Annotated in this window: 9 protein-coding genes, 5 tRNA genes, 3 rRNA genes and 2 pseudogenes; 16 read left to right on the top strand and 3 right to left on the bottom strand. The window is 52.1% G+C overall.

Translation table 11 applies throughout. From position 1 onward, the window contains the following. The first annotated feature begins 21 nt into the window (after positions 1 to 21). The 6 genes and pseudogenes from EQM14_RS10350 to EQM14_RS10325 all read left to right on the top strand — a co-directional run bounded on the left by EQM14_RS10350 (position 22) and on the right by EQM14_RS10325 (position 5,807). Positions 22 to 2,646, top strand: a complete 2,625-nt coding sequence (locus EQM14_RS10350; protein WP_128742887.1) for a valine--tRNA ligase — start codon at positions 22 to 24, stop codon at positions 2,644 to 2,646. Positions 2,647 to 2,676: 30 nt separating this feature from the next. Beyond that, positions 2,677 to 2,934: pseudogene (locus EQM14_RS10345) on the top strand (TfoX/Sxy family protein). A 36-nt stretch (positions 2,935 to 2,970) separates the two neighbouring features. Beyond that, positions 2,971 to 4,266 (top strand): bifunctional folylpolyglutamate synthase/dihydrofolate synthase, encoded by a 1,296-nt coding sequence (locus EQM14_RS10340; protein ID WP_128742885.1) that lies wholly within the window; start codon positions 2,971 to 2,973, stop codon positions 4,264 to 4,266. A gap of 138 nt (positions 4,267 to 4,404) precedes the next feature. Further along, positions 4,405 to 4,719 (top strand): STAS domain-containing protein, encoded by a 315-nt coding sequence (locus tag EQM14_RS10335; protein ID WP_128742884.1) that lies wholly within the window; start codon positions 4,405 to 4,407, stop codon positions 4,717 to 4,719. Position 4,720: 1 nt separating this feature from the next. Then, positions 4,721 to 5,164, top strand: a complete 444-nt coding sequence (gene spoIIAB, locus EQM14_RS10330) for an anti-sigma F factor (protein ID WP_305764108.1) — start codon at positions 4,721 to 4,723, stop codon at positions 5,162 to 5,164. Further along, a complete protein-coding gene (locus EQM14_RS10325) occupies positions 5,157 to 5,807 on the top strand; it encodes a sigma-70 family RNA polymerase sigma factor (protein ID WP_128742882.1) in 651 nt (216 codons plus the stop codon). Before spoIIAB ends, EQM14_RS10325 begins: the two co-directional genes overlap by 8 nt. Before the next feature lie 42 nt (positions 5,808 to 5,849). Here the strand turns inward: EQM14_RS10325 and metA are convergent, their stop codons facing one another. After that, positions 5,850 to 6,776, bottom strand: a complete 927-nt coding sequence (gene metA, locus EQM14_RS10320; RefSeq protein WP_128742880.1) for a homoserine O-acetyltransferase MetA — start codon at positions 6,774 to 6,776, stop codon at positions 5,850 to 5,852. A gap of 421 nt (positions 6,777 to 7,197) precedes the next feature. Between metA and EQM14_RS10315 the strand changes: the two genes are divergently transcribed. From EQM14_RS10315 to EQM14_RS10270, 10 genes and pseudogenes are all read left to right on the top strand, one after another. After that, positions 7,198 to 8,716, top strand: a 16S ribosomal RNA gene (locus tag EQM14_RS10315). 246 nt (positions 8,717 to 8,962) lie between these two features. After that, a tRNA-Ala gene (locus tag EQM14_RS10310) sits at positions 8,963 to 9,038 on the top strand. Between the two features lie 178 nt (positions 9,039 to 9,216). Further along, positions 9,217 to 9,293 (top strand) — tRNA-Ile (locus tag EQM14_RS10305). Between the two features lie 504 nt (positions 9,294 to 9,797). Continuing rightward, a 23S ribosomal RNA gene (locus tag EQM14_RS10300) occupies positions 9,798 to 12,737 on the top strand. Positions 12,738 to 12,886: 149 nt separating this feature from the next. Continuing rightward, positions 12,887 to 12,962: transfer RNA gene (locus EQM14_RS10295), tRNA-Lys, on the top strand. A 68-nt stretch (positions 12,963 to 13,030) separates the two neighbouring features. Beyond that, a tRNA-Glu gene (locus tag EQM14_RS10290) sits at positions 13,031 to 13,105 on the top strand. 188 nt (positions 13,106 to 13,293) lie between these two features. Beyond that, a 5S ribosomal RNA gene (rrf, locus tag EQM14_RS10285) occupies positions 13,294 to 13,409 on the top strand. Together the 16S, 23S and 5S rRNA genes with 5 tRNA genes alongside form the textbook arrangement of a ribosomal RNA operon. 9 nt (positions 13,410 to 13,418) lie before the next feature. Further along, positions 13,419 to 13,494: transfer RNA gene (locus EQM14_RS10280), tRNA-Asn, on the top strand. A 179-nt stretch (positions 13,495 to 13,673) separates the two neighbouring features. Further along, positions 13,674 to 14,135 (top strand): IS200/IS605 family transposase, encoded by a 462-nt coding sequence (gene tnpA / locus EQM14_RS10275; protein ID WP_128742878.1) that lies wholly within the window; start codon positions 13,674 to 13,676, stop codon positions 14,133 to 14,135. Between the two features lie 240 nt (positions 14,136 to 14,375). Next, positions 14,376 to 14,656: pseudogene (locus tag EQM14_RS10270) on the top strand (transposase). Between the two features lie 112 nt (positions 14,657 to 14,768). Here the strand turns inward: EQM14_RS10270 and EQM14_RS10265 are convergent. Both EQM14_RS10265 and EQM14_RS10260 read right to left on the bottom strand, forming a co-directional pair. After that, positions 14,769 to 15,503, bottom strand: a complete 735-nt coding sequence (locus EQM14_RS10265) for a gamma-glutamyl-gamma-aminobutyrate hydrolase family protein (RefSeq protein WP_128742876.1) — start codon at positions 15,501 to 15,503, stop codon at positions 14,769 to 14,771. A gap of 832 nt (positions 15,504 to 16,335) precedes the next feature. Next, positions 16,336 to 17,526, bottom strand: a complete 1,191-nt coding sequence (locus EQM14_RS10260) for a mandelate racemase/muconate lactonizing enzyme family protein (RefSeq protein ID WP_128742875.1) — start codon at positions 17,524 to 17,526, stop codon at positions 16,336 to 16,338. Between the last annotated feature and the right edge of the window lie 9 nt (positions 17,527 to 17,535).

Here is a 17,535-nt window from a genome sequence, read left to right as displayed (position 1 = left end):
TGACCGATTGGAGGAAAGTAAATGAGCAGGGAGCTAGCGAAGACCTATGACCCACAGGACGTGGAAGACCGGATTTATGATTTCTGGCTTTCCGGCGGATTTTTTCACGCGGAACGCGACCCGGGGAAAAAACCTTATACGATCGTTATGCCGCCTCCGAACATCACGGGGCAGCTTCATATGGGACACGCCCTTGACTGTACACTGCAGGATATCCTGATCCGCTACCGCAGAATGCAGGGTTACTGCGCTCTCTGGCTGCCGGGAACGGACCATGCCTCCATTGCCACCGAGGCAAAGATCGTCGAGGCCATGCACAAGGAGGGCCTGACGAAAGAAGGAATCGGCCGCGAGGCGTTTTTAAAGCGCGCCTGGGAATGGAGAGAAAAATACGGCAGAAGAATTGTAGAACAGCAGAAAAAACTCGGTTCCTCCTGCGATTGGCAGCGCGAGCGATTTACTTTGGATGAAGGCTGCTCCAAGGCGGTTCGCGAAGTGTTTGTCAACCTGTACGAAAAGGACCTGATTTATCGCGGTGAGCGCATTATCAACTGGTGCCCGCACTGCAGGACCTCCATTTCCGACGCGGAGGTGGAATTCTCCGAGCGGGACGGCTTTTTCTGGCATATCCGCTATCCTTTTAAGGATGGCAGCGGCTACATTCAGCTTGCGACCACGCGTCCCGAAACGATGCTGGGTGACACCGCGGTTGCCGTTCACCCGGAGGATGAGCGGTACAGGGGCCTTGTGGGCAAGACGCTGGTTCTCCCACTGGTGAACCGCGAAATACCGCTGATTGCCGATGAGTATGTGGAACGCGACTTCGGGACCGGCGTGGTGAAAATCACCCCGGCTCACGACCCGAACGACTTTGAAGTAGGGTTGCGCCACCATCTCGATATTATCAACGTAATGGACGAAAGCGGCAATATCAATGAAAACGGCGGTTCCTACTCCGGGATGACCGGCATGGATGCCCGCAAAAAGATTGTGGAAGACCTGAAAGCGGGCGGCTTTCTGGTCAAGGTCGAGCCGATCAAGCACAATGTGGGCGCGTGCTACCGCTGCGGCACTCCGGTCGAGCCGCGGGTCTCCAAACAATGGTTTGTCAAAATGAAACCGATGGCCGAGCCGGCCATCGCGGAAGTTCAGACGGGGAAAACGCAGTTCATTCCGGATCGGTTCTCTAAAATTTATTATCATTGGATGGAAAACATCAAGGATTGGTGTATTTCCCGCCAGCTCTGGTGGGGGCATCGCATTCCCGCCTGGTACTGCCGAGACTGCGGCGAGACGATCGTCGCGCGGGAGGAACCCCATACCTGCCCGAAGTGCGGTTCAAAACATCTGGAGCAGGACCCGGATACGCTGGACACCTGGTTTTCCTCCGCGCTCTGGCCGTTTTCCACGCTCGGATGGCCGGACAAAACTCCCGATTTGGATTATTTTTATCCGACCGACACACTGGTTACCGCCTATGATATTATCTTCTTCTGGGTTGCCCGCATGATCTTCTCCGGAATCGAGCAGATGGGGGAGGTTCCGTTCCACAATGTTCTGATTCACGGTCTGGTGCGCGACGCGCAGGGCCGCAAGATGAGCAAATCGCTCGGAAACGGCATCGAACCGCTGCAGGAGATATCCAAATACGGCGCGGATGCGCTCCGCTTTACGCTGGCAACCGGAAACAGCCCCGGAAACGACATGCGCTATTCCACTGAAAAGGTGGAGGCAAGCCGCAATTTTGCCAATAAGATCTGGAACGCCGCTCGTTTTATCTTGATGAACATCGAAGGAAAGGATGTTCCGAACAGCCTGCCGGAAGAGCTTGCTCTGGAAGACAAATGGATCGTGGATTCCTTTAACCGCGTGGCGGGAGAAATCACCGAAAATCTGGATAAATTCGAGCTGGGAATTGCCGTTCAGAAGCTCTATGACTTCCTTTGGGATGAATTCTGCGACTGGTATATCGAGATTTCCAAAATCCGCCTGAATTCCGGGGATGAACAGGCGGCGCAGGACGCGCGCAGGGTCCTGGTCTGGGTCATGACCGGAACGCTGCAGCTTCTGCATCCGTTTATGCCGTTCATCACGGAGGAAATCTGGCAGACCCTGCCGCACGAGGGCGAGTCGATCATGGTTTCCAAGTGGCCGGAACCGGATGATTCCCACAGCTTTCCGGAAGCGGCGCAGGAAATGGAAAAGATTATGGAGGCCGTGCGTGCCGTGCGCAACCGCCGGTCGGAAATGAATGTGCCGCCGTCGCGCAGAACCCATCTTTCCATCGACACATCATCTCAGAAAACTTTCTTGGACGGCGCCGCAATTTTGGAACGGCTTGCCTATGCGAATCATGTAGAGGTCGGTGTGGATTTGAACGTTTCGGACGCCGTGACCATCGTTACGCCGGATGCGAAACTGCTGATTCCTACGGACGATCTGGTAGACCGTAAGGCGGAGCGGGAACGGCTTTCGAAAGAACTGGAGTCCGCGCTCAAGCAGCTTGCGACGGCGGAAACGAAACTGAAAAATGAGAAATTCCTTTCCAAAGCTCCGGAAAATGTTGTGGACGGCGTCCGTCAGAATGCCGCGAAGCTCAAAGACCATATTGCTTTGATTCAGTCTTCTCTGGAATCTTTATCATAGCCTGGCTTGAAAGCCGGGAGAGGTGAAAGTATGGATGAACTGGAGTCCTTGCCGAATATCGGCAGAATGATGGCGCAGCAGCTTCGGCAGGCCGGAATTGAAACGCCGGAACAGCTCAGAAAGGCGGGGAGCAGAGAGGTCTGACTGCGAATCCAGGGCTTTGACTCTTCCGCCTGTTACAACCGTCTGTGCGCGCTGGAAGGAGCGGTGCAGGGAATACGGTGGCACGGCTTATCGGAGGAGGACAAACGGGAGTTAAAGGACTTTTATCGGGAGCATCGGCTTTGATGCTCCCGGTTTTCGTGTATCAGAAGGATGGATTACATGACGTATGAAGAAGCGGTCCGAAAGATTGAATCCCTGCAGCAGTTCGGCTCCCGGCCGGGCCTGGAGCGCATCCGCGGTCTGATGGGGCGTTTAGGAAACCCTCAGGACGGGCTTCGATTTGTCCATGTGGCCGGGACCAACGGCAAGGGGACGACCTGCGCACTCTTGGCTTCCGTTCTGTGCCGTGCGGGATACCGTACCGGGCTGTATCTTTCTCCTCATCTGTCGGACTTTCGCGAACGGATGCAAATCGACGGCGAGATGATTTCCCATTCCGATCTGGCTTCTCTTGCCGGCCGCGTTTTTCCGGAAATCGAAGAAATGGAATCTCAGGGAGAGATGATTACGGAATTTGAAGCCGTCACCGCGATGGCTTTCCTGTGGTATGCGGATAAGGCCTGCGACCTCGTTGTGCTGGAGGTTGGCCTCGGGGGGCGTCTGGACGCGACCAATGTGATTCAAAAGCCGTTGGTTTCGGTGATTACCTCCATTTCGCTGGACCACACTAAAATCCTTGGCGATACGGTGGAGCAAATTGCTCTGGAAAAGTGCGGGATCATCAAGGAAGGCGGAGTGACCGTCAGCTATCCCGATCAGAAGCCCGGCGCGGCGGAGACCATCCGGAGAACCTCCATGGAGCGGCACAATCGTTTGGTTGAAACGGCTGTTTCCGGAGTGAGGGAGCTTTCCACCGATCTTTTCGGGACGGAGCTTTCCTGGAATGGAATCCGGCTGCATCTTCCGTTTTTGGGAGAGCATCAGGTGAAAAACGCGGTGACTGCCCTCGCCGTGCTCGATGTGCTGCGAAATTCCGGTTATTCCATCCCGGAGGAAGCGGTGAAGCAGGGTTTTTCCGAGGCGGTGTTTCCCGCCCGGTTCGAGGTTCTGTCCCGCTCGCCTCTGGTGATTTTGGACGGAGCGCACAACCCGGACGGAACCGCCGCGCTGGCTTCCGCGGTCCGGCAATACCTTCCGGGCCGCGGCCTGATCGCCGTGATGGGGATGCTGAAGGATAAGGATGTCGATGCGGCGCTGAAAAACCTGTCGGGACTGTTTTCCTATGTGATCACAACGGAGCCCTCCAGTCCCCGCGCCATGAGCGCCCACGAATTGGCGGAGCGGTGGCGGCGGCTGGGAATCCCCGCCGAGCCTGCGGCGGGACAGGACGAGGCGCTTCGCATGGCACACGGCAGACTGAGTTCCAACGGCGCGCTTTTGATCTGCGGGTCCCTCTATCTTGCCGGGGCGGTGCGTTCCCATGCGCTGAAACTTTGGAGTCCGGCGAAAAAATAGAGCCTGTCCGCAAAATTCGAGCAATATTTCAGTCGAAATCCCTTATCTTTATTGAGTAAGGGATTTTTTTATGCGAATGTGAATCATCCGGGTAAAAACGGGAATAATAAATAAATTTATTCAACGGGGGGCTTTCATATGGGCGTCAGGCTGATTCTAAAGGAGGGGGTCCTGACAGCGGTTCTCAGCGGGGAAATCGACCATCATTCCGCAAGGGAGATCCGGGGAGAAATTGATGAAACCGCGTCAAGAATCAAGCCGAAAAAATTGATTTTCGATTTTTCAGCGGTGCAGTTTATGGACAGCTCCGGCATCGGGCTGATTATGGGACGCTGCAAATTGATGCAGTTGTGGGGCGGTAAGGTGGAAATTGTCCGTCTTCCGCCGAAAATTGAAAAAATCGTGTCGCTTGCGGGGCTGAATCAGCTTTGCGCTATTAAGGGAGGGGACTGAATTGAAGTCACTCAATGAGATGTCGGTTTCGTTTCCAAGCTGTTCGTCCAATGAGGCGTTCGCACGCGCTGCGGTTGCGGCGTTCGTCGCACAGCTGGATCCCACGGTGGACGAGCTCTGCGATATCAAAACGGCGGTGTCGGAAGCGGTGACAAACTGTATCGTGCATGCCTATCGGGATACCATAGGAACCGTATACATAACCTGCCGCTTATATGAAAACGGCGCCGTTACAGTCAGGGTCCGAGACAGGGGCTGCGGAATCGAAGATATTGAACAGGCAATGCAGCCGCTTTTTACAACACAGGAGGGAGAACGGGCCGGGCTCGGTTTTGCAGTAATGCAGAGCTTTATGGATCGGCTTCACGTCATCTCCAAACCCGGAAAGGGGACGACGGTCACGATGAAGAAGACAATTGAGCGCCGCCCTCAGAAAAATGGATAGGGATCAGGCGGTTCGGGAAAATATCGGACTCGTCCATTCCTGCGCAAGGCATTTCCGCGGACGCGGCGTCGAGTATGACGATTTGTTCCAGGCGGGATGTCTGGGCCTTGTCAAGGCGGTCGATCACTTTGACCCGGACCGCGGCGTCAAATTTTCCACTTACGCGGTTCCCGTGATTCTGGGGGAGATCCGCAGATTGTTCCGGGACGGCGGGACAATCAAAGTCGGGCGCAGCCTTAAGGAGCTCTCGCTCCGGGCTACGCGTCTTTCCTCCGAATTTTCGGAACGCGAGGGCAGGACGCCGACCGTCCGGGAACTGGCTGATCTGCTCAATGTGGAGCCGGAACAGGCGGCAGAGGCCCTGGGCGCGGCGCAGATGCCGGTTTCTCTCACGGCGGCGGATGAGGACGGGGGAGGCCAGATCGATGTCGAAGTGGACTCGGAGGATGACAAAATCGCCGAATTGCTGTCGCTCAAACAGGTTGTGACGGAACTGGAGCCGCGGGACCGCAGCATTATTATTTTCCGCTACTTCCAGAACCGAACGCAGGTGGAGACCGCATCCGCGCTCGGCATGACGCAGGTCCAGGTTTCCCGGAGGGAAAAGAAGATTCTGAAAGAGCTGCAGCTCAAGCTGACATAAGAAAACCGGGAGGCAGAAACGAGTCTGCCTCCCGGTTTTTGTTCAGATCGATTCGGAGATATCCTTGATATCGTAGGGCGTCTGCTGATACACATAATAGTTCAGCCAGTTGGAAAACATCAGGCTCGCGTGACTGCGCCAGACGAACGGCGGCTCTTTTGTCGCGTCGTTTCCCGGAAAATAATTTTTTGGCATCTCAGGGTGGATTCCCTTTTCCAAGTCCCGCAGATATTCTTTTTTCAGGGTGTCACGGTCGTATTCCTCATGTCCCGTGACAAAAAACTGGCGCCCGCTTTTTGCCGCGATGATATGGGGTCCCGCTTCCCCGGACTCGGTCAATAGTTCAAGTTCCGGATGAACGGCAACGTCTTCTCGGTGAATCTCCGTGTAGCGCGAATGCGGCGCCCAAAAATCGTCGTCGAAACCGCGCACCAGAGGATGCAGGGGAAAAAGGACGCTGTGCATGAAGATGCCCGTCACCTTTTTAGGCAGCAGATATTTGGGCACTCCATAGTGATAGTAAAGCCCGGCCTGTGCTCCCCAGCAGATGTGCATGGTAGAATAGACGTTTCTGCGGCTCCACGCCATCACGTCGCAAAGCTCCGGCCAGTAGTCGACCTCTTCAAAGGGAAGCTTTTCCACCGGGGCTCCGGTAATAATCATTCCGTCAAATTTTTGATCTTTTAACTCGGAGAATGTTTTATAATAAGTATTCAGGTGCGTCTGCGGCGTGTTTTTGGAAATATGAGAAGCCATCTGCATCAATTCCACATCCACCTGCAGCGGCGAATTGCTCAGCTGGCGCAGCAGCTGGGTCTCCGTTTCTATTTTTGTCGGCATCAGATTTAAAATGACAATTTTCAGTGGGCGGATGTCTTGGCTCATCGCCCGCTCCTGGGTCATGACAAAAATATTTTCCGATTCCAGCACATGGCAGGCAGGCAGAGAATTCTGTATTCTGATCGGCAAACCGATTCCTCCTTTCTAAATCGAAGAACGCTGACAAACATTATAACAAACAAAGGATTTTACTTCAAGAACTTAATCAATCAAAAAACTTTTAAAAACTACAAAAAAGCATTGACATCGGTTTTAGGACGTGATATTATAGTAAAGCCGTCGAAAAACGGAATAAAACTCAAGGCAGATTGCTGAAAGGCAAAATGATTTTGCAGTTTCTTCTGTTATATTTGACGATGGGACCTTGAAAATTAAACAACGAGAGACAGAAGAAGGAACCCGTAAAGGACGAGAGTGAAAAGTACTTTCGGACAAAAAGAGACGGAAAACTCTTTCAAAAAAATCACAAGCGATACGTTAGTGTATCGGACTTTAAGAGCCGAAGACGCTCTAAAAGAGATATAAACGCCGGAAGGCGAATATATACCAAATTTTAGAGAGTTTGATCCTGGCTCAGGACGAACGCTGGCGGCGTGCCTAACACATGCAAGTCGAACGGAACCATTTTTGAGCTTGCTTAGAGATGGTTTAGTGGCGGACGGGTGAGTAACGCGTGAGGAACCTGCCTTTCAGAGGGGGATAACGTCTGGAAACGGACGCTAATACCGCATGATATTCCGGAGTCACATGGCACTGGAATCAAAGGAGCAATCCGCTGAGAGATGGACTCGCGTCCGATTAGCCAGTTGGCGGGGCAACGGCCCACCAAAGCGACGATCGGTAGCCGGGCTGAGAGGCTGAACGGCCACATTGGGACTGAGACACGGCCCAGACTCCTACGGGAGGCAGCAGTGGGGGATATTGCACAATGGAGGAAACTCTGATGCAGCAACGCCGCGTGAGGGAAGAAGGTTTTCGGATTGTAAACCTCTGTCCTCAGGGACGATAATGACGGTACCTGAGGAGGAAGCTCCGGCTAACTACGTGCCAGCAGCCGCGGTAATACGTAGGGAGCAAGCGTTGTCCGGATTTACTGGGTGTAAAGGGTGCGTAGGCGGCACTGCAAGTCAGGTGTGAAAACCATGGGCTTAACTCATGGATTGCACTTGAAACTGTGGTGCTTGAGTGAAGTAGAGGCAGGCGGAATTCCCGGTGTAGCGGTGAAATGCGTAGAGATCGGGAGGAACACCAGTGGCGAAGGCGGCCTGCTGGGCTTTAACTGACGCTGAGGCACGAAAGCATGGGTAGCAAACAGGATTAGATACCCTGGTAGTCCATGCCGTAAACGATGATTACTAGGTGTGGGGGGTCTGACCCCTTCCGTGCCGGAGTTAACACAATAAGTAATCCACCTGGGGAGTACGACCGCAAGGTTGAAACTCAAAGGAATTGACGGGGGCCCGCACAAGCAGTGGAGTATGTGGTTTAATTCGAAGCAACGCGAAGAACCTTACCAGGTCTTGACATCCAACTAACGAAGCAGAGATGCATTAGGTGCCCTTCGGGGAAAGTTGAGACAGGTGGTGCATGGTTGTCGTCAGCTCGTGTCGTGAGATGTTGGGTTAAGTCCCGCAACGAGCGCAACCCTTGTGATTAGTTGCTACGCAAGAGCACTCTAATCAGACTGCCGTTGACAAAACGGAGGAAGGTGGGGACGACGTCAAATCATCATGCCCCTTATGACCTGGGCTACACACGTACTACAATGGCCGTTAACAACGGGAAGCGAAGCCGCGAGGTGGAGCAAAACCCCAAAAACGGTCTCAGTTCGGATCGCAGGCTGCAACCCGCCTGCGTGAAGCTGGAATTGCTAGTAATCGCGGATCATCATGCCGCGGTGAATACGTTCCCGGGCCTTGTACACACCGCCCGTCACACCATGGGAGCCGGTAATACCCGAAGTCGGTAGCCTAACCGCAAGGAAGGCGCCGCCGAAGGTAGGATTGGCGACTGGGGTGAAGTCGTAACAAGGTAGCCGTATCGGAAGGTGCGGCTGGATCACCTCCTTTCTATGGAGACATGAGTCATGAACAATGGCTCAGACATCCTAGGTCGGTTACGGAAGACGACTTCTGAACAATCGTTGTTTAATTTTGAAGGCCCCAAGCTGAGCTTGGAGGCACGGCCCGCCGGTGAGAACCGGCAGGAAAGTGCCTTTAAGTGGCGGGACAGTCTGAAAAGGCTCCCGGAATCAGTGTAGGGAACTTCAGTGAGAGAGAACTGAGAAGAACCAGACAGTTGAATCACTTCCATATGGGGGTATAGCTCAGCTGGGAGAGCGCCTGCTTTGCAAGCAGGAGGTCAACGGTTCGATCCCGTTTATCTCCACCACGGACAGACGTCCGTTTCGTCGCGCACAGAACGGGCTGGAAACAGCCGGCAGAGTGCCCGCGCAACAGAAGGAAGTCCGAAAAGTGAACAGGGTGAAGGGTAAGAACCTGAAACCGGCGTTGGAAATGCGAAGGATTGGGGATCAAACCTCTAGCCAGAGCGTCCGACAACAAAATATGGGCTTATAGCTCAGCCGGTTAGAGCGCACGCCTGATAAGCGTGAGGTCGGTGGTTCGAGTCCACTTAAGCCCACCAGCGCACGACAGTGCGCTCGGAATTAATCCATACGAGAACCACATAAGCCATTCAGGCAGAGTGTGACTCGAGGATTAAGCCCACCAGCAGACTGAGTCTGCATGCACGGCCCGCCGTGAAGAAAAGAGCGGGAGACAAACTGAATCGGGCGGGACAGTCGGAAGACGCTCCCAAAAGGTTCACAATTACATATGGTATTTTGAATCCGCGACCGTGAGTCAGGGAAACCGACGGGCGAGAGCGCGACGAGAGACACTGTGTGTCAATACATATGATGTTCCGGTTCATGAAAGTGAAAAGGAATGTTGTGTGTAATCTGCAGGCTGGTAAAGGCCGCGGCAGGTAAGGTTCTTTGAACTGAAAGCTGACCCGCGACGTGCGTCAACCTCAGGTTGTACCTTGAAAACTGAATAAAGCGAGAAGCAGATAAAGCGAGAAAAGTTGTTATTCTAAAAGATTAATCTGATAGAAAAACTACAATTTTGAAGAACCAAAAAATCACATGGTCAAGCTACAAAGAGCGCAAGGGGAATGCCTTGGCACTGGGAGCCGAAGAAGGACGCGGCAAACTGCGAAAAGCTATGGGGAGTCGTAAGCAGGCTTTGATCCATAGGTGTCCGAATGGAGCAATCCGGCCGGAGTTATGTCCGGTCACCGTAAAGTGAATTCATAGCTTTACGGGGGGAACCGCCTGAACTGAAACATCTAAGTAGGGCGAGGAAGAGAAATCAATTGAGATTCCGCAAGTAGTGGCGAGCGAACGCGGAAGAGGCCAAACCGGAGGCAGCAATGCCTTCGGGGTGTGGACAGCCAAAGAGTCTGCGATCCCGAGCAGAACGGCATGGAAAGGCCGACGAGACAGTGTGAAAGTCACGTATGCGAAGGGAAAGCGGAGCGGGCTGTATCCCGAGTACTGCCGGACACGAGAAATCCGGTGGGAACGTGGGGGGACCACCCTCCAAGCCTAAATACTACCCAGTGACCGATAGTGAAGAGTACTGTGAAGGAAAGGTGAAAAGGACCCCGGAAGGGGAGTGAAAAAGAACCTGAAACCTTGTGCTTACAAGCACCGAGAGCCCGTCAACGGGTGATCGGGTACCTTTTGTAGAATGGTCCGGCGAGTGAATGTAACTGGCAAGGTTAAGTCCTTAAGGGACGGAGCCGCAGGGAAACCAAGTCTGAACAGGGCGCATGAAGTCAGTTGTATTCGACCCGAAACCGGGTGACCTACCCATGTCCAGGTTGAAGTGGGGGTAAAACCCCATGGAGGACCGAACCGACTCCCGTTGAAATGGTAGCGGATGAGGTGTGGGTAGCGGAGAAATTCCAATCGAACCCGGAGATAGCTGGTTCTCTCCGAAATAGCTTTAGGGCTAGCCTCGTATCAGATTACCGGAGGTAAAGCACTGAATGGTCTAGGGGCCGAAAGGCTACCGAAGCCTATCAAACTCAGAATGCCGGATAATCGATATACGGGAGTCAGACGGTGTGAGATAAGTTTCATCGTCAAAAGGGAAACAGCCCAGACCCACAGCTAAGGTCCCCAAACACGGTTAAGTGGCAAAGGATGTGGGGTTGCACAGACAACCAGGATGTTGGCTCAGAAGCAGCCATTCATTAAAAGAGTGCGTAATAGCTCACTGGTCGAGTGACCCTGCGCCGAAAATTCAACGGGGCTAAAATCGTGTACCGAAGCTTGGGATGCTCAGTCATTCTCCATAACCTCAATTAGCGAAAGTGAAGAAGGAATCTGGCGGCGCGCAGCGACGCGAAATTACTTAAAAGCTGAAAAGGATTGAGAGCGTGGAGAATGGCTGAGCATGGTAGGAGAGCGTTGAATGAGAGTTGAAGTCGGAGCGGAAGCGCCGGTGGATTTCATTCAAGAGAGAATGCCGGAATGAGTAGCGAGAAATATGTGAGAATCATATTGGCCGAAAGTCTAAGGTTTCTGGAGGAAGGTTCGTCCGCTCCAGGTGAGCCGGGAGCTAAGGTGAGGCCGAAAGGCGTAGCCGATGCACATACGGTTGACATTCCGTAGCCGCAGAAGGATTTAAGTAAGATGACACCTGCAAAGGGCATGACCCGGGCGTTGGTTGACCCGGGCGCAAGGGACCGAAATTTAGTAGGGAAGCATGCTTAGAGCAGGGCGAGAAAAGTCTTATGGGATATCCGATGCGCCCGTACCGCAAACCGACACAGGTAGACAGGAAGAAGATTCCAAGGCCAACGGGAGAAGGGTAGTTAAGGAACTCGGCAAATTGACCCCGTAACTTAGGGATAAGGGGTGCCTCAGAGATGAGGCCGCAGAGAATAGGCCCAGGCGACTGTTTAGCAAAAACACAGGTCTCTGCCAAATCGAAAGATGACGTATAGGGGCTGACACCTGCCCGGTGCTGGAAGGTTAAGAGGAGATGTGCAAGCATTGAATTGAAGCCCCAGTAAACGGCGGCCGTAACTATAACGGTCCTAAGGTAGCGAAATTCCTTGTCGGGTAAGTTCCGACCCGCACGAAAGGTGTAACGATCTGGGCACTGTCTCAATTACCCGCCCGGCGAAATTGTAGTACCGGTGAAGATGCCGGTTACCCGCGACAAGACGGAAAGACCCCATGGAGCTTTACTGCAGTTTAATATTGGGTTTCGGTAATTTATGTACAGGATAGGTGGGAGACTTTGAAACTCTGGCGCCAGCTGGAGCGGAGTCGTCCTTGGGATACCACCCTTAAGTTGCTGAAATTCTAACCTGCGGCCGTGAATCCGGCCGGGGGACATTGTTAGACGGGCAGTTTGACTGGGGCGGTCGCCTCCAAAAGCGTAACGGAGGCGCTCAAAGGTTGGCTCGGCACGGACGGAAACCGTGCGGGAGAGTGTAAACGCATAAGCCAGCCTGACTGCGAGGATGACGGTCCGAGCAGAAACGAAAGTTGGAGTTAGTGATCCGGCGGTATGAGAGTGGAATTGCCGTCGCTCAACGGATAAAAGCTACCCTGGGGATAACAGGCTGATCTCCCCCAAGAGTCCACATCGACGGGGAGGTTTGGCACCTCGATGTCGGCTCATCACATCCTGGGGCTGTATTCGGTCCCAAGGGTTCGGCTGTTCGCCGATTAAAGTGGTACGCGAGCTGGGTTCAGAACGTCGTGAGACAGTTCGGTCCCTATCTGTCGTGGGCGCAGGATATTTGAGGAGAGCTGTCCTTAGTACGAGAGGACCGGGATGGACGCACCTCTGGCGCACCAGTTGTCATGCCAATGGCACAGCTGGGCAACTATGTGCGGATCGGATAAACGCTGAAAGCATCTAAGCGTGAAGCCGACTCCAAGATTAGATATCCCACAGCATAAGCTGGTAAGGCCCCTTGTAGACTACAAGGTTGATAGGCTGCGTGTGTAAGCACGGTAACGTGTTCAGCTTGGCAGTACTAATAGGCCGAGGGCTTGACCATATTTTTGGTTTGCCCGTTCAAGTTCGCTTTTCCCTTCTCAGTCTTTATTCAGTTTTGAAGGTACGATATGTATCTGAAAAAACAGTGCGGGAAAACCCCGTAAGCCGATGGCATGATCGCCGGAGGCGCGTGCCGACCGCATGGTCTATGCACCATTAGCTCAGTTGGTAGAGCACCTGACTCTTAATCAGGGTGTCCCGGGTTCGAATCCCTGATGGTGCACCAAAAGGTAAGCCGGAAAAGGGGTCAGGGACCCTGACTTCCGGACCGGCCGAAAGTGTCGGATTTGATATGGCCCGTTGGTCAAGTGGTTAAGACAGCGGCCTCTCACGCCGTTAACGTGGGTTCGAATCCCGCACGGGTCACCAAGATTTCTAGAATTCTAAAGCGGATTCGAACTCGAGAGGGTCTGAGCGTTAAGAAGTTTTGCCGGTGGCAGAACTTTAGCGAAGAGTGGTGAAGCGCGAAAGTGCAAGCCGGAAGGATGCGGAGCATCCGGCCGAATCCCGCACGGGTCACAGGATTGGTGTTTGATAATTCAATAGGTTGGAATTTAGTTGGTGCCGATTGCGATGAGGGTACACCCGTTCCCATTCCGAACACGGAAGTTAAGCTCATTTGCGCCGAAGATACTTGGCTGGTAACGGCCCGGGACAATAGGTGGTGCCAACATTTTCATATTCCTCGTTAGCTCAGCTGGTAGAGCATGCGGCTGTTAACCGCAGGGTCGTTGGTTCGAGTCCAACACGGGGAGCCAAGATCAGCAGTTCATGCAAAGCATGGGCTGCTGTTTTGTTGTAATACGAAAACTCCCGGCTGTGCCGGGAGTTCCCAAAAAGCTTTAGCGGTGATAATAGTAAAAAACCTCCTTTTGATATAATAAAAGCTGCGGTCTGCCAACTGCAACAAAACATATCAAAAGGAGGCACATTCGACATGAAGACGAATGACATAGATAGTTTAAACCATACGAGCTGGAATTGCAAATACCACATAGTGTTTGCACCCAAGTATCGTAGAAAAGCAGCGTACGGAAATATGCGGGCTGAGATAGGAAAAATACTGCGGGAGTTATGTAACTGGAAACAGGTGGAAATCATGGAAGCAGAGGTGTGTCCGGATCATATACACATGTTGGTAAAAATACCACCGAAGATGAGCGTTTCCGGATTCGTAGGATTTATCAAAGGAAAGAGCACTTTGCTGATATTTGAGCGGCACGCGAATTTGAAGTACAAATATGGGAACCGGACATTTTGGTGTAGAGGCTATTTTGTAGATACGGCAGGGAAAAATGACAAAGCAATAGCTGAGTACATCAAAAATCAATTGGAAGATCAGGTTGAAGACCAGATGACGCTTAAGGAGTATGCAGACCCGTTTACGGGTAGCAAGTAACAAACTTTTGCAATTGGCAGACCGTACCAGCGCCTTGAGGCGCAGCCAGTAATACAGGGCTTTGCCCGCATATGAAGAACCCCCGGCTGTGCCGGGGGGTAACTATTTCTTGCGGCTTTAGCAATAAAAGAACCACTAGCTTTGCAGGTGAGATGAGAATCTTTAGATACAAGAAAATCTCCTTTTGTTAGAATAGATGCAGGTCTGCCAACCGCATTAACAACAAAAGGAGATTTTGTCATGAAAGACATACAAAGTTTATCACATTCAAAGTGGAGATGCCAGTATCATATTGTATTTGCTCCAAAATATCGCGGAAGGGAAATATATGGGCAGATAAAAGCGGATAGGGTAAAAGTAGTTTGATGATATTCGATAGGCGTGCAAATTTGAAGTACAAGTATGGAACGCGATATTTTTGGTGCCGTGGATATTTTGTAGACACAGTGGGCCGTAACAGGAAAGCAATTGAAGAATATATTAAAAATCAATTGCAGAAAGATGTTGCGATCAATTGCTAGAAATCACATAGCCGCTTTGTTCAAGGGGATATTGATGGGGCACCGCAAAATTGTCTTTCATATAGTGAATCCTAAGGCATTATACGCAACAGTATCCGGAAAAATCGTGCCCTTATTTTTTCGCACAGGCGTTGACAAACAGATCGAAAATTCCCTGCATTGTCCTATCCCCATAGGCCGCCATCAACTCCGGATGCCACTGGATGCCGACCACGAATTCGTTGGATTCTTGCTCGATCTCCTCAATAATACCGTCTGTGGCAGTAGCGCTGATCCGAAAACCGGCGGCGACACGGTGAACCGCCTGATGGTGGAAGCTGTTGACCCGCACCGTATCCCCCAGCAAACTGTGCAGACAACTCTCTGCCCGGACATGTACCGTGTGGCAGGGAGCATTTGGAGCGGCCTCTTGAAAATGCTTGAGTGCCGGGGATCCGCTCTTGAGAGAAACATCCTGATACAGCGTGCCGCCAAAGGCCACATTGAGGGCTTGTATGCCTCGGCAGATACCCAAAATGGGGCGATGAAGCCGGGAAGCGTTTCGGATGGCGCAGAAGTCGGTGTGATCCCGCTCCGCGCAGAAGAAACCTTGCTTCAGCGTCGGTTCTTCCCCATACTCCAGCGGATTGACGTCGACGCCGCCGGTGACAATCAGACCGTCCATCGCTTGTACGGCGGTCACCACCACCTCGTCGTTCCACGTCAACGGTATCACCAGCGGTACCCCGCCGGCACGGATGACCGATACCACATAGGCGTTGCTCACATTAAGCCGCTGGCCGCCTTCCGGCCTGCCAGCTTCCTCTGATTGAAAATTTCCCATGATTCCAACGATTGGTTTTGACATGTTATTTCCCCAGCCTTCTAACGATCCGAATGAAATGATTAAGAACAGTTGTCGGCAACAAAGCAGATGTCCTTATGTTAGTGTTCATAACGGGTATCTTTCCTATTGAATAGACAAATACCTGGCTCGTCTCTAATTCGTAATTTTGAAAACACCACACCAGAAAATATAAGTGCTGCGCCTATGTAACTTTTCACGCCCAATTCTCCAATCCAGCCCCGTCCTTCCCTTCGTACTTATTGTATACTGGCTCTATAAATAAGTAAAACAAAAATATTTATATAAATATTGGAATTTGTGAACCATGGATCGATATTTGGAAGCTTTAGCGAAAGAAGCGTTCATTCTTTTGGAGGAAGAGCGCTACTATGAATCGCTGGAGGCGTTCAAACCCATCGGAATAACCCCAAACTAAAGGTACACCAATCATGACGATTATGCAATCGTGACGATGGTAGAAGCAGGGCTGGGCGTCAGTATCCTGCAGAGCTTATACTTCATCGCACAAATTACAATATTGCTCTGTTGCCGACTGACCCGCCTATCGGGAGACCACTTGCAATAGGTTATAAAGATAAGAATAGCTTGCCGATCTCAAGCAAGTATTTCATTGAGTTTTTACTAAACAATATTGAAGCGTTGCCGTGACGTCATCATACCGTATGAAGGAAGTGCTGCCAACAGAATGAGAAGAAAGACAGTCAGAAGCCTGGGCAAATGCAACGCATCCCAAAAAAAGGAAACAGTCTCCCTCCCGGATTAAGAAGTGGGGGGAGACTGTTTTGAAAAATCTGGAGCATGAATGTCAGATACCTGGAGAAGGCGAATGGATTTACTCCACAATGACCCTTCGGGCGTTTTCCATTTCTTCTTCACTCATCTCTTGACCGATGCCGGGGAGTTCCGGGACAGGATAGAATCCATCTGCCGGATGGTAATAATATTTACCGGCTTTTCTGAATTTTGTCAACAAATTTGCGTTGTGTTCCTCGTGAATCACAAAGTTGGGAATGGCCGATTCAACCTGGAGTGCAGCCGCCGTTGCAATGGGGCCGCCGCAGACATGAATCTGCACGCCGACATCATAGACCTGAGCCATGTCGCAGATCTTTTTGGTTTCGGTAATACCGCCGGTATTGCACAGGTCGGGTTGGACAATGCTTAAGGTGCGGTCCTCAAAGAACTGGCGAAAACCCCAGCGAGTGTAGCTGCGCTCCCCGGTGGCCAGGGGCAAAGAACAACGTTCCTTAATATGCTTGAAAACTTCGGGATTACAGGGCATGGTGGGCTCTTCATAGTACATGATGCGGTAGGGTTCCAGAGCCTTGCCCAGCTCGGCGGCTGTATTTGCATCCAGCAAAGAGTGGATTTCCACGATGATATCCAGGTCGGGCCCGCCGGCCTCACGAGCTGCCGCGATACGCTCTACCGACCGTTGCAGGTCATGCTGACGATAGGATCCCCGGTGGTGTGTTCCCTGCGTGTTGAACACTTCACCAAAAGGTTTCGTTTCGGTTGGAGCGAAGACGGGGTCGATTTTTACAGCGTCATAACCGTCCTCCACTGCGTTTTTGACCACGTCGTAATAATCTTTCGGATCGTAGAGCAAGGTTAGATTATCATTGGCTTCAATCAACTTGCTCCAGCCGAACTGAAGCTGGCTGGCGTAGGCCCGCAGCTTTTTGTTTGTTTTTCCACCGATCAGTTTATAAACGGGGACGTTAAGAGCCTTTCCTTTAATATCCCAGCAGGCTGTGTCAATGGCGGCCATAGCGGAAGTAATAACAACGCCGCCGCCCATTCCCCAGAAGGTGTGGCGGTGCAGGTGCTCCCAAATCTCCTCGGTATTGAACGGATCCATGCCGATAATCAGCTTGGCAAAGTCCTGACACTGCCCGAACGCCGCCTCCCAGGAATTTCCATAGGCCAAACCTGCCTCGCCGAATCCGCTGATGCCTTCGTCCGTGTTTATTTTCACGGTAATAAAATTGCCCAAATAGCATTCTACACTGGTGATTTTCATCTGTTTATC

This window comes from Caproiciproducens sp. NJN-50, assembly GCF_004103755.1.
Lineage (GTDB): Bacteria > Bacillota > Clostridia > Oscillospirales > Acutalibacteraceae > Caproicibacter.
This window is presented reverse-complemented; position numbering and strand designations above follow the sequence as displayed.

What these genes read in the sequence shown, in the direction of transcription:
- EQM14_RS10260 (WP_128742875.1), bottom strand. Translation starts at nt 17,526, where the DNA reads ATGAAAATCACCAGTGTAGAATGCTATTTGGGCAATTTTATTACCGTG.
- EQM14_RS10335 (WP_128742884.1), top strand. Translation starts at nt 4,405, where the DNA reads ATGGGCGTCAGGCTGATTCTAAAGGAGGGGGTCCTGACAGCGGTTCTC.
- tnpA (WP_128742878.1), top strand. Translation starts at nt 13,674, where the DNA reads ATGAAGACGAATGACATAGATAGTTTAAACCATACGAGCTGGAATTGC.
- EQM14_RS10265 (WP_128742876.1), bottom strand. Translation starts at nt 15,503, where the DNA reads ATGTCAAAACCAATCGTTGGAATCATGGGAAATTTTCAATCAGAGGAA.
- EQM14_RS10350 (WP_128742887.1), top strand. Translation starts at nt 22, where the DNA reads ATGAGCAGGGAGCTAGCGAAGACCTATGACCCACAGGACGTGGAAGAC.
- EQM14_RS10325 (WP_128742882.1), top strand. Translation starts at nt 5,157, where the DNA reads ATGGATAGGGATCAGGCGGTTCGGGAAAATATCGGACTCGTCCATTCC.
- EQM14_RS10340 (WP_128742885.1), top strand. Translation starts at nt 2,971, where the DNA reads ATGACGTATGAAGAAGCGGTCCGAAAGATTGAATCCCTGCAGCAGTTC.